The sequence below is a fragment of the Bacteroidota bacterium genome (assembly GCA_037133915.1).
In the GTDB taxonomy this organism is placed as follows: Bacteria; Bacteroidota; Bacteroidia; order Bacteroidales; family CAIWKO01; genus JBAXND01.
In genome coordinates, this window is record JBAXND010000027.1 from 12,477 (window position 1) to 25,758 (window position 13,282).

The window sequence follows — 13,282 nt, forward strand, 5'->3', positions numbered from 1 at the left end:
TAAATTGTCCTTCTTCCCCCCGGAATTACAGCCTTGTACGCATCACAAAAAAAAAGGTTCCGGACAGGTTAATTTTTTGGTTCCGTTACCGGAATATTTTTTTCAAGGCGTTTGTGTATCTTTGCGCAAATTTCCGGTTAACCGGAATAAATCATATTATTATGCAACTCAGTGAACAGGAAACCATTCGGAGGCAGAGCCTCGAAGAACTTTATAAACTCGGCATCAATCCTTATCCTGCCGATACCTATAACTGCAATGCTACGGCTGCAGATATTAACAATCAATTCAAGGCTGAATCAGGTCTTTATCAGGATGTCGCAGTAGCCGGACGTATCATGAGCCGCCGCATCATGGGCGCAGCTTCGTTTATGGAGATTCAGGATGCTTCGGGACGTTTGCAGCTCTACATAAAACGCGATGATATTTGTCCCGATGAAGACAAAACGATGTACAATACCGTGTTTAAAAAGCTCCTTGATATCGGTGATATTATTGGTGTGAAAGGATTTGTATTTATCACTCAGATGGGCGAAATTACGCTGCATGTAAAGGAGTTCAAACTCCTGAGCAAATCGCTGCGTCCGCTGCCTATTGTTAAAGAAAAAGATGATGTGTTATTCGATGCATTTACTGAACCGGAACAACGCTATCGTCAGCGTTATGTCGACCTTATTGTGAATCCCGGCGTCAGAGAAACTTTTGTGAAACGTGCAAAGCTGGTAGGTTCAATGCGTTCATACCTCGCCGAAAAAGGATACCTTGAAGTTGAAACACCCGTATTGCAGCCCTTATACGGTGGTGCTGCTGCACGACCTTTTAAAACGCATCACAATGCCCTCGATATTACGTTGTATCTCAGAATAGCTAACGAGCTTTATCTGAAACGTTTGATAGTGGGCGGATACGAAGGCGTATTTGAATTTGCCAAAGACTTCCGTAACGAAGGAATGGACCGTTTTCATAATCCGGAATTTACGCAGATGGAACTTTATGTGGCGTATAAAGATTATGAATGGATGATGGATCTGGTGGAAGAAATGGTTGAGCGCATTGCGCTTGATATTCATGGAACCACCATTGTTGAAGTCGGTGCACATAAAATTGATTTCAAACGTCCGTGGAAACGTTTTACCATGTTTGAAGTAATCCGGCATTTTACGGGTATTGATATTTCAGCTATGGATGAAGCCGCTTTGCGCGAAACTGCTGCAAAACTGAACGTTGAACTGACGCCGTCCATGGCAAAAGGAAAGATTATTGATGAGATTTTTGGCGGAACCTGCGAACCCAATCTTATTCAGCCCACATTCATCACCGATTACCCTGTGGAGATGTCGCCGCTTGCCAAAAAACATCGCAGCAAAGAAGGCATGGTGGAGCGTTTCGAAGCAATTGTGAATGGTAAAGAACTCTGCAATGCGTTTTCTGAACTGAATGACCCCATTGATCAGCGCAACCGCTTCGAATCACAGCTCGAGCTCGGCAAAAGGGGCGATGATGAATCTATGGTCCTTGACGAAGATTTCTTACGCGCACTTGAATACGGAATGCCGCCAACAGCTGGCCTTGGCATTGGTATCGACCGTTTATCGATGATTATAACAAATTCAAATTCAATTCAGGATGTGCTGTTCTTTCCTCAAATGAAACCTGAAATTGTAGCTGTTGCTACAGAAGGCGATGATCTTGTGTCGAAAGGTATACCTGCCGAATATGCTGAACTGATTATGAAGGCAGGATTTGCAACACCAGAAGCACTGAAAACTGCGAATCCGAATAAATTATTCAATGATATCTGCGGACTTCGCAAAAAACTCAAACTCGACATCAAAGCGCCGACTGCTGAAGAAGTAAAAGACTGGGTTGCCTTAGTGAGCTGATAGATTCATGTCACAATCGCAGGGCGGATAAAACCCTTTGGTGATGGTTGTATATTCTTCGACGAAGCGTGCTTCGTCGTGTTCGGGCTGCGTTGTGAGCATATACGAAACACCTAAGGGCAACTTTACATCGAGCAGATTTCTGAGCCCCGTTTTTTTCTTGCTTGAAAGAAGTGACAACAGCCGTTTTTTCAGGCTGCCATCCACTGAGCTTCCGGCATATACCAGAAAGGTAAATACATTGTCTTTATTATTGATGACGAGCATCGGATCCGAATCCTCAATTTTTTTACGGTTTGCTTCCGTCACATTAAAATCAGCGGTCCAGTAAACCGAGCCGTCGTCATCGCGCTTCAGTATGAACTGCACATCTCCGGCGGTACGAAGTCTGTAAATGCCCAGTTCGTCCGGTAAAAAAGCGTTAACCGTTTCTTTATCAAAGACCATCCAGTCGCTCCAGCCAATTTGTTTTGCTTTCATAAAATGCAATTTATATTATCTTTTATCTTTTTACTTTTGACTCTCGACATTTGCGGCGCATGAGACATCATAAATTCCAATCAAAATCATTCGTGCGCCCCCGGTATCTAATCAATCATTCCTTCTACTGACCTTAAACCCCTCCGGGGTAATGCTCAGATAATACATTTTATTTTATCTTTTATCTTTTTACTTTTTACTTTTGACTTTTGACTTTTGACTCTCGACTCTCGACTCTCGACTTACGACTCCCGACTTACGACTATCGACTCTTGACTCTCGACTATTTAATAATAAACTTCCCACTTTCAACACTGCCACTACATTCTGCTCTGTAAAAATACATTCCTTTTTTATAATCGGCGGCATGTAATAAAAGATATGGTTTTGCCCGGCAATCTAAAGAGCTCACACATCTGCCGTTGATATCAAATATTTTGAAAACCCCGCAATCATGATGGTTTAACTCAATTACAGAAATTCCTGTTACAGGATTGGGCGAAATTGAAATCACCTCAGGCAATGTAGTATTTTCCTGAGTTCCGCTTACCACACAGTTGTTGAAAGCCGGATTGGTCCACACAATCGAAGTTTTACTGTGTACGCAGGTAACATGATATTCAAGATCTGCTACACAGAAGTTCCAGTGCGGTTTGATAAGTGAAAAACTGCTGCCGATGCCTTCGATACTGTATTCGGGCATTCCGGATAAACTGAGGCCGTAAATCTGCCGCATTTTCAGTGCGCCATCTATGTAAACCGAATCGACCGAATCAACCGCATAGAACATGGGAGCGCAAACGTATGATTGCGATGAATCGCCTTTGTGAAGCGAAAAATCAGCAATGGTTTCTTCGGGTCCGCAACCTATATCCCAACTTCTGAAATACACTTTTTTGTTCAGTGTATCCTGCCTGATTCCGCCTTCATACGTGGATAGTGAAAAAGCGGAATCACCGGAACTATAAAGTTTTTTATAATTGTTGGCACCAAACACCGTATCGCCTTTCATTCGTAAATACGCGGTGGAATAGTTATTGGCGAAGCCTATACTCAAGACCGTCCATGTGTACGTGCTGTCAATATAGCGTGCTTCCTGTGCAAACAGTGAAACCGGCAATAGAAAAAACATGAGCACTTTGAATTTTCGAATCATATTTATCGTTTGCTTTTAATGCAAATGTAGTCAGGAACTAAGAATTAGGAACTAAATATTTTATTTCTACTTTATGAACTCTCGACTCTCGACTTACGACTCTCGACTCTCGACTTATGACTTTCTACTATTTCCCGATTATTTGACTAATTTTACCACAAAGAACACTTTATGCCCGACGATAAAAGATTATTCCTGCTTGACGCCATGGCTCTTATTTACCGTGCGTACTATGCATTAAATAAAAATCCGCATGTCAATTCAAAAGGACTGAATACATCAGCAATTTTGGGTTTCGCGAATACCATTTATGAAGTATTGAAAAATGAAAAACCTACTCATATTGGCGTTGCATTCGATACACAGGCACCGACGGTAAGGCATGATGATTTTGCTATGTATAAAGCAAATCGCGAAGCCATGCCTGATGATATCTCTTTGGCGCTTCCTTACATCAAAAGACTTATTGAGGCATTCAATATTCCTATAATAATGATGGAAGGCTACGAAGCGGATGATATTATCGGCACACTTTCTGTAAAAGCTGAACAAGCCGGTTTTACTACCTATATGATGACTTCCGACAAAGATTTCGGGCAGTTGGTGACCGAAAAAACCTTCATTTATAAGCCGGCTAAATTTGGGGTGAAGGCTGAAGTACTTGGTGTTAAGGAAGTCTGCGAAAAGTTCAGTATTAAAGAACCGAAACAGCTCATTGACCTGCTTGGTTTATGGGGCGATGCATCTGATAATATTCCCGGTATTCCCGGATTTGGCGAGGTCACGGCAAAAAAACTGATTGCTGAATTCGGCTCTATCGAAGAGCTGATTCGCCGTTCATCGGAGATATCGAATCCGCGTTGGCGCAGTCTTGTGGAAACGCACAAAGATATTGCACTGCAGTCGAAATCGCTCGCTACCATCATTCTTGATGTTCCTGTTGAATTTCACGAAGAGAACCTGCATCTGGGCGAACCCGACCGTGAAGTGTTGCGGGAGCTGTTAGATGAACTTGAATTCCGAACGTTTGCAAATCGCGTGTTTACCGATTTAAGTGTGAAGGATGGTGTGAAGCCTGCACCGGTACAGCAAACTCAGCCATCAGCACAATTCGACCTGTTTTCTTCGGCCGATGAAAAAGTGGAAACCGTTTCCAACAAGCGTGGCATTGCCGATGTGGCGCATGATTATTATTTGATTGATACGCCCGAAAAACGTCGGCAGCTGATTGAGAAATTAAAGTCCGTAAAGAGTTTTTGTTTCGATACAGAAACCACGGGCATTGATCATGGCAGAAGTGAACTCATTGGCTTTTCATTTGCTATAAAGCCACACGAAGCCTGGTATGTGGCACTTCCCGAAAATTACAATGAGGCATATGCCATTGTTGCTGAATTCAAAGATTTATTCGAAGATGCAGGAATAGCAAAAACAGGGCAGAATCTGAAGTTTGACATTGCGATGCTCCGCTGGTATGATATTGAGGTAAACGGAACTCTGTTCGATACTATGATAGCGCATTACCTGCTGCAGCCCGATCAGCGGCACAATATGGATTTCCTTTCCGAAACATACCTCGATTATTCACCTGTACCTATTGAATCGCTGATAGGCAAAAAAGGGAAAGGGCAGGGGAGTATGCGCAATGTACCCCTTGACCAGCTTTGTGAATATGCTGCCGAAGATGCCGATGTTACGCTGCAATTACGTAATGTTTTTCTTCCGGAATTAAAGAAGACAAACACCGAGCCCTTGTTCAATGAGATTGAAACACCTTTGATACCGGTGCTCGCAGCCATGGAAGCCGAAGGTATTAAAATTGACAAGCAGGCACTCAACGATTATTCCGCACAACTGCTTAGTGAAGTAAAGCAGCTTGAACTTGATATTTTTCAGATGGCCGGAACAGAATTCAATATTTCTTCGCCAAAGCAACTCGGCGATATTTTATTCGACCGCCTTAAAATTGCCGAAAAGCCCAAAAAGACTGCAACCAAACAATATTCCACGGCTGAAGATGTGCTGGCAAAACTCTTGAATAAACATCCCATTGTTCAGGCCATTCTCGATTACCGTTCGCTTACCAAACTGAAATCGACCTATGTCGATACCCTTCCGGAGATGATTAACCCGCGTACCGGTCGCGTTCATACCTCGTTCAATCAGGCGGTGGCAGCTACGGGCAGGCTCAGTTCAAACAATCCGAACCTGCAGAATATCCCCATTCGTACTGAACGTGGACGTGAGATCCGCAAAGCCTTTGTACCCCGAAACGATGACTATGTGCTGCTTTCTGCCGACTACAGCCAGATAGAATTACGCATCATCGCTTCTATCAGTGGCGAAAAGCATATGATAGAAGATTTTAAAAATGGTCTCGATATTCATGCTGCTACAGCCGCAAGGGTTTATGGTATTGATGTGGCTGACGTCACTAAGGACATGCGCCGCAATGCAAAAATGGTGAACTTCGGAATCATTTACGGTATAAGTGCTTTTGGACTGTCCGAACGATTAGGCATTCCCCGAAAAGAAGCAGCCGAAATCATTGAACAGTATTTCGAAAAATATCCTTCTATCAAAAAGTTTATGAATGATACCATTGAATCTGCGCGTAAAAACGGATACGTTGAAACAATTAAAAATCGCCGTCGTTACCTGCGCGATATTAATGCCGGAAATGGCGTAATCCGCGGATTTGCCGAGCGAAATGCTATCAATGCTCCTATTCAGGGCAGTGCTGCCGACATGATAAAAATTGCCATGATTAATATTCACAAGTATCTCCGCGAACATAAAATGTTATCCAAAATGGTGTTGCAGGTGCATGATGAGTTGGTGTTCGATGTGCATCAGTCGGAACTTGAACAGCTGAAACCTGTTGTGATTCGCCTTATGCAGGATGCTGTTCCCTTATTGGTGCCTGTAGAAGTGGATATTAATTCGGGCAAAAACTGGCTCGAAGCACACTAATACTTAGACAACAGATATTAGACATAAGAGATAAGACTATTTTCCTGAGCCGGACAGCTTTTCCACAATTTTCAAATATTTTTCTTCGGCACGTATCTTTGTGAATGAGGTATCGTTCTGCAATCTCGAAAGATCATTAAAACCAAGCTCAACAGCTTTTTCAAGAGACGTGAGCGATTTCTCTTTTTCACCTTTTTTAAGGTATAAGGTCGCAAACATGTACGCGTATTCAGAATTATCAGGGTCGATAATACTGTACAGCTCAATATAGCGTTCGGCTTCATCAAGCCTGTTCTGCTGCAGCAGCGCATTGGCTGTTGAATATGCCGCCAGACTCAGGTATTCGAGAACGCGCACGGTCAAGTGCTTTTCATCTGTATTTTGCGATTTTTTTACAAATTCGTTCAGCCTGGCAGTTTCAGCTTTCCACCACTTGGCATCTTTTTCCTGAAGAGATTTCATGTACTCCGATTGCAGGTACAACTCTTTCTTTTCACTGTATTCAATTTCTTTTTGTTTCTGCTTAACTGCAGCAGAAGCTTCAAGTTTTGCAAGGGCTTCTTTCTGCTTTGTTATGTCGGCAAGTCCGTCAAAATAGCGAACCAGCTTAACATACAGAAGATATTCTTCATATTTTTTTCCGGCCGAAGATGCAGAATCTATTTTTTGTTGCGCCACACCCAGTGCCGTTTTTATATAATCATCATTCTTTGCCAGCTTGCCATCTTTCATTGCCATCAGTTCGAAGAAAACAAACGCTTCGCTTACCATTGCTTTGGGTGGCCACGCATGCGTTCCGTCAAAGGTGATGAGCTGATGACGAAATGCGTTTTTTTCAAGTGCACGGTCAAGGTTCACCATTTCGGCGTAGTTCATATCGTCGGTACCACCAAAACCAATAAAATCGAATTTCTGACTGATAGGTTTTTCTGTCTGCGGAAATCCTGCAGAGCATCCGATAACGCCCGAAATCCCACCTCTCAGAATGGCTGCACCGCTTGCAACTCTGGCGCCTCCCGAAAATCCTGCAGTGTAAATTCTTGTGCGGTCAACAGAAAATCGTGTGAGTAAATCACCCAGCATAATATCATAAAATCCAAGATTGGCCTCAAGCGATTGTCCGTTGCGCGAATTATTTGACCCGGCAATGATGTACCCGTATTTTTCTGCCTGTTCGCGGAATAATTCAACCGGTATATTACCGGTACCATGTGAATCAAAGGCCAGAATTATGGGGTATTTTTTAAGTGAATCATAACTGGCAGGAAGGTATAATGTGTAAGTAACGGTCCGGTCTTTTTCGCAGCTTACAGATGCTGTAATGGCGCCTTTTTCAAAAACAGGATCAGCGGCGTTGATTTTTTTATTGTCTCTGCCGGACGTGCATCCCGGTGAAACTGCTGATATCATTGAAAGGATGCACAGAGCGGCGATATAAAACCGTTTCATAATTCTAAATTTAGTTTGGTCGCAAGATAAAAAAAAACCGGACATAAAAATGCCGGTTTATGAATAATATTAAGACTTTTAAAGTCCCGATTTATCGTACATCTCGAAATTTTTGATGCCTGTTTTTTCTTTTATCGCGATGATTACATTTTCCATGGATGCCCTTTTCTGAGTACCGAACAATACCTTTTTCCCGTTTTTAAGCTCAATCTGAAGCCCCCAGTTGCCGCTTACATTAAATGCTTTTCCATGGGAAGAACCAAAGCGAATACCCCAACCGCCGTAATCGCTGATGGGATGATATTCACGCATGTAAACCTTCTCAATTTCATTCCATGGAATGAAGTGATAGCGCAGCATAAATGGAAAAAACTTGTAATATATGCCGTCGTCGCATATTTCGGTGATTAGCTTCATGGTGAATGTAAAAATGAAAATTACCAGAGGAATGCCACCGAGAGCGAAAACGTTGTAAATAGATATAACGTGGGGTTCAAAAGGACTGCTGATAACTAAACGTTCAAAAATTATAAATCCGTAACCAAGAACTAACAAGCCAACAATCGCCCAAATCCACCACTGCCTTACTTTTTGTACTTCTCTGAATATAATTTTACTCATTGCACCCCAATTTGAGAATTAACAGAATTTTATAATACTAAGTGCTTGAAAAATATATTGATGTGATAATTAAGTAAAATTCCTTAGTGATATATTAACAGGCAAAGTTAGCAATATTTATATAGCCATTATGCGTTTGCAAAAATATTATTCAAATGAGTATATTTGCAAAGATTAGAAAAAAATAATATCCCGTTACAATGTGGCTTAAACGCAATATCCCGAATTTTCTTACCTGCATGAATCTGGTGTGTGGTTGTGTGGCTATTCATTTTCTATATGGAGGTCATCTGGTTACAGCTACATGGTTGGTATTGGCAGCAGCGGCTTTTGATTTCAGTGATGGCTTTGTGGCTCGTCTGCTGCATGTCAAATCAGAAATCGGGAAGCAGCTGGACTCACTTGCCGATGTTATTTCATTCGGACTGGCACCCGGAGTGGCCATGTTTATGCTGCTTCAGCTGAGCCTGAGTGCCTGGCCGGTCGGACTTCCCTCATACACGCCCTTTCTGGCGTTTATAATTCCTGCATTTTCTGCGGTCAGACTTGCCATTTTTAATGTGGATGAGCGCCAAACATCTTCTTTTCGCGGGCTGCCCACACCTGCAAATGGCATACTTATCATGTCATTGCTTCCGCTGATTTCAAAACAATACCTGTCGCCGCTCTTTCCCTGGAATGATTATCTGTTCTTCTTTATACTGCATCCGGCAATTCTGATTTCCGGAACCTTGCTGCTTTCCTTTTTATTGGTGTCCAATGTGCCTTTATTTGCTATGAAATTCAGCGGCTTTGGATGGAAAGGAAATCAACTTAGATATATTTTTATTATTACATCATTGGTGTTGATAGTTTTGTTTTATTTTGTGGCAGTGCCCATGGTTATACTGTTGTATATTGTGTTGTCGCTGTTTCAGTATAAGAGTCTTAAAAGCGCTGAGCAAAAATCGGCGGAATGATTATTGTGTTTCCAATCAATGAAATTATAACCTAAATCAGGAAAAAATGAAAAAACACGCCTTCTTATTCAGAGTTACTGCAATGCTTGCAGTATTTGTTCTCATGATCGGTGCAGTAAACGCACAAAAAGTATTCTCCTGCGAATACAAAAGCGATGCAAAAGTGAAAGTATACGTAGCCGACTATAAAAGTGATGCCGATCTGGTTGTATATAAATGTCAGTATTCAAGCGACGCAAGCGGCAACGACGGGCTATGGTATTTCTGCAATTATAAGAGCGATGCAAATGTCACCATTTACTTCTGCGACTATAAAAGCGATGCCGATCTGGTGATCTTTTTTGCCGACTATAAAAGCGATGCAGGCTGGAAAAATTCTTCCAAAAAATATTTATTGTACTAATAATGCGAATCAAGGGATAGATTTTCTCTTTGTAACTCCGCGATATCTCAGTGTTTCTCCGTGTCAGTTTTTTTTATTTCACAGAGGTGCACTGAGAAGGCGCAGAGAGCCATAGAGTTAGATTATTAAGTCTGGATTGGCATTGAAAGCATCATTGTATCACAAATTGAGGTTATCCCTTGCGGGGAATCTCATTTTTTTAGTTTATGAGCAACTATCCATGGGGTGGAATCCGCCGCTTTAATGCCTTTTCGGAACACTGTAAGAAAAAGTACGGCACACGACTTCAAAAACTGAGCATCGACGCCGGTTTCAGTTGTCCCAACCGTGACGGCTCTTTGGCCCTGGGCGGATGCACCTTTTGTAATAATGACGCTTTTAATCCTTCGTACTGCCTTCCCGGGAAATCAATAACCCGGCAAATTGACGAAGGTATTGCCTTTCATAAAGTGCGTTATCGGCATGCCGGACAATACCTGGCCTATTTTCAGGCATATTCTAATACGTATGCCTCCATCGAAAAACTGAAAACAATATATTCTGAAGCTCTTGTGCATCCTGATATTTCAGGAATTTCTATTGGTACACGCCCTGATTGTATCGACGCCGAGAAACTGGATTATCTGCAGGAATTATCAAAAAATCACCATGTTTTTATAGAGTTTGGCGTGGAATCCTGTTATGATGAAACACTGCTCAGGGTTCATCGTGGTCATGATTTTAGCGCATCCTTAAAAGCCATCAGGGCAAGCGCTGAAAGGGGCTTGCATACAGGCGTGCATCTTATCATGGGCCTTCCGGGCGAAAGCAGAGAACAAATGCTTGCTGAAGCTGACATTATTTCGGAACTGCCTGTGAACAGCATAAAAATTCACCAACTGCAGATTATCAAAGAAACGGCCATGGCACTGGAATTTGAGCAGCATCCGCAGCACTTTCAATTGTTTGCACGCGATGAATACATTGAATTCGTAATTGATTTTCTGGAACGCCTGCATCCTGCAATTACGGTTGAACGGCTTACCGCCGAAGTTCCGCCCCGCTTTCTGGCCGGCCCCGCCTGGGGCTTAATGCGTGGCGACGAGCTGCTCCGGCTCATTGAAAAGAGAATGACCGAACGCGACACATGGCAGGGCAAGCATTGCAAATCTGTTATGGTGTAGCTGCCACAAAACAAGCACTTTTTATTATCGCTGTCGTTTTGTCATTAAATCGTGACACCAGTCAGGCCTGTACTATTATTTACTGTCAGAATTACACTCTATTGACAAAAATACGGCTTGGCACAACGATTGACAAAGGCAGGCATCAACACAGAAATATCAATTTTTAAAACCTTATAAAATGGGAAAAATCATTGGAATAGATTTAGGAACCACAAACTCTTGTGTGGCCGTGATGGAAGGCAGCGAACCTGTTGTTATTCCCAACAGCGAAGGAAAACGCACCACCCCTTCGGTTGTAGCTTTTACGGAAAACGGAGAACGCAAGGTAGGTGACCCGGCAAAACGTCAGGCCATTACCAATCCTGCAAAAACCGTTTCTTCAATAAAACGGATTATGGGCGAATCATACGACCGCATAACCAAAGAAATTTCACGCGTACCGTATAAAATTGAAAAAGGCGACAATAACACAGCCCGCGTGCGTATTGACGAACGTTTGTTTACTCCGCAGGAAATTTCGGCTATGGTGCTTCAGAAAATGAAGAAAACCGCCGAAGATTATCTGGGTACGGAAGTAACCGATGCAGTAATTACAGTACCTGCGTATTTCAGCGATTCGCAGCGTCAGGCTACAAAGGAAGCCGGTGAAATTGCCGGTCTCAATGTGAAACGTATTATTAATGAACCTACAGCCGCTGCGCTTGCCTATGGTCTTGATAAAAAGAACAAGGATATCAAAATAGCCGTTTATGACCTTGGTGGCGGTACCTTCGATATTTCGATTCTTGAACTCGGTGAAGGTGTGTTTGAAGTGAAATCTACCAATGGCGATACCCACCTTGGCGGTGATGACTTTGACCAGCGCGTGATTGACTGGCTGGCCGACGAATTTAAAAACGATGAAGGTATTGACCTGCGCCGCGACCCAATGGCATTACAGCGCCTGAAAGAAGCCGCCGAAAAAGCAAAAATTGAACTTTCGAGCTCAACACAGACGGAAATCAACCTGCCATACATCATGCCCGTTGACGGTATCCCGAAACATCTTGTGAAAACACTTACCCGCGCCAAATTCGAACAACTCTGTGACGATTTGATTCAGGCAACAGTGGAACCTTGCCGCAAAGCACTGAACGATGCAGGTATGACCACAAAAGATATTGATGAAGTGATTCTGGTGGGCGGTTCAACACGTATGCCGGTGATTCAGAAATTAGTTGAGGATTTCTTTGGAAAAGCCCCGTCAAAAGGCGTGAATCCCGATGAGGTTGTGGCCATTGGTGCTGCAATACAGGGCGGCGTGCTTACAGGCGAAGTAAAAGACGTGCTGCTGCTCGATGTAACTCCGCTTTCACTCGGTATAGAAACAATGGGTGGCGTTATGACCAAACTCATTGATTCAAACACTACAATTCCTATCAAGAAATCTGAAGTATTCTCTACGGCTTCCGACAGCCAGACATCTGTTGAAATACATATTCTGCAGGGCGAACGTCCCATGGCAACCGGAAATAAAAGTATCGGCCGCTTCCATCTCGATGGTATTCCACCTGCCCCGCGCGGTGTGCCTCAGATTGAAGTTACCTTTGATATTGATGCCAACGGTATTCTGAATGTGTCTGCCAAAGATAAAGCTACCGGCAAAACACAGCAGATTCGTATCGAAGCATCATCGGGGTTGAGCGATGCCGAGATTAAGAAGATGAAAGAAGAAGCTCTGGCAAATTCTGAAAGCGACCGTCAGCAGCGCGAAAGGGTTGACAAACTGAATGCCGCCGATTCACTGATATTCCAGACTGAAAAGCAGATTAAGGAATACGGAGATAAAATTCCGCCGGCAAAAAAAGAAGCCATTGACAAAGGTCTTGAAGAGCTGAAAAATGCTCATAAAAGTCAGGATTTGGCAGAAATCGATAAAGCTATGACCACGCTGAATGCTGCATGGCAAGCCGCCAGCGAAGAAATGTATAAAGCCACGCAAGGACAGAATCCGGAGCCGGGTCAGGAAAATCCTCCCCAGGATAAAAAAGGCGGTGACGAAGTAACCGATGTGGATTTTGAAGAAGTTAAAGACGATAAAAAATAATTGCCTGTTTTTAAAAGTGAAAAGCCTCCCGTTTGTGGAGGCTTTTTTTGAAACATCCAAATACACACAATGATGTTTACAACTTTCAAAATACTTAATATAAATT

Annotated in this window: 10 protein-coding genes; 6 read left to right on the top strand and 4 right to left on the bottom strand. The window is 42.8% G+C overall.

Features of this window, described 5'->3' with window-relative positions; genetic code table 11:
- Positions 1-161: 161 nt before the first annotated feature.
- Positions 162-1,883, top strand: coding sequence for a lysine--tRNA ligase (gene lysS, locus WCM76_10210; protein MEI6766005.1), 1,722 nt, complete (start codon positions 162-164; stop codon positions 1,881-1,883).
- Here the strand turns inward: lysS and WCM76_10215 are convergent.
- Together WCM76_10215 and WCM76_10220 are read right to left on the bottom strand one after the other, a co-directional pair.
- Entirely contained in the window at positions 1,872-2,363 is a 492-nt protein-coding gene (locus tag WCM76_10215; protein MEI6766006.1) for a hypothetical protein, read from the bottom strand. The two genes, lysS and WCM76_10215, sit on opposite strands and share 12 nt — an antisense overlap.
- A 283-nt stretch (positions 2,364-2,646) precedes the next feature.
- Positions 2,647-3,519, bottom strand: coding sequence for a T9SS type A sorting domain-containing protein (locus WCM76_10220; GenBank protein MEI6766007.1), 873 nt, complete (start codon positions 3,517-3,519; stop codon positions 2,647-2,649).
- 171 nt (positions 3,520-3,690) lie between these two features.
- Between WCM76_10220 and polA the strand changes: the two genes are divergently transcribed.
- Positions 3,691-6,492 (top strand): DNA polymerase I, encoded by a 2,802-nt coding sequence (polA, locus tag WCM76_10225; GenBank protein ID MEI6766008.1) that lies wholly within the window; start codon positions 3,691-3,693, stop codon positions 6,490-6,492.
- A gap of 36 nt (positions 6,493-6,528) precedes the next feature.
- On the opposite strand, the gene WCM76_10230 is transcribed toward polA, so the two are convergent.
- Together WCM76_10230 and WCM76_10235 are read right to left on the bottom strand one after the other, a co-directional pair.
- Entirely contained in the window at positions 6,529-7,941 is a 1,413-nt protein-coding gene (locus WCM76_10230) for a hypothetical protein (protein MEI6766009.1), read from the bottom strand.
- Between the two features lie 78 nt (positions 7,942-8,019).
- Positions 8,020-8,562, bottom strand: a complete 543-nt coding sequence (locus WCM76_10235) for a DUF6141 family protein (GenBank protein MEI6766010.1) — start codon at positions 8,560-8,562, stop codon at positions 8,020-8,022.
- Positions 8,563-8,762: 200 nt separating this feature from the next.
- Here WCM76_10235 and WCM76_10240 point away from each other — a divergent pair, with 200 nt between their 5' ends.
- From WCM76_10240 to dnaK, 4 genes are all read left to right on the top strand, one after another.
- The gene (locus WCM76_10240) at positions 8,763-9,521 is read left to right on the top strand and encodes a CDP-alcohol phosphatidyltransferase family protein (GenBank protein ID MEI6766011.1); all 759 of its coding nucleotides are present in this window, start codon (positions 8,763-8,765) and stop codon (positions 9,519-9,521) included.
- A gap of 46 nt (positions 9,522-9,567) precedes the next feature.
- Complete coding sequence (locus WCM76_10245; GenBank protein ID MEI6766012.1) at positions 9,568-9,924, top strand: DUF6150 family protein; 357 nt, start codon at positions 9,568-9,570, stop codon at positions 9,922-9,924.
- A 206-nt stretch (positions 9,925-10,130) separates the two neighbouring features.
- Positions 10,131-11,087 carry a TIGR01212 family radical SAM protein gene (locus tag WCM76_10250; protein MEI6766013.1) on the top strand — a complete coding sequence of 319 codons (957 nt, stop codon included), beginning with the start codon at positions 10,131-10,133 and terminating at the stop codon, positions 11,085-11,087.
- A gap of 181 nt (positions 11,088-11,268) precedes the next feature.
- The gene (gene dnaK / locus WCM76_10255; protein MEI6766014.1) at positions 11,269-13,176 is read left to right on the top strand and encodes a molecular chaperone DnaK; all 1,908 of its coding nucleotides are present in this window, start codon (positions 11,269-11,271) and stop codon (positions 13,174-13,176) included.
- Positions 13,177-13,282 lie beyond the last annotated feature (106 nt).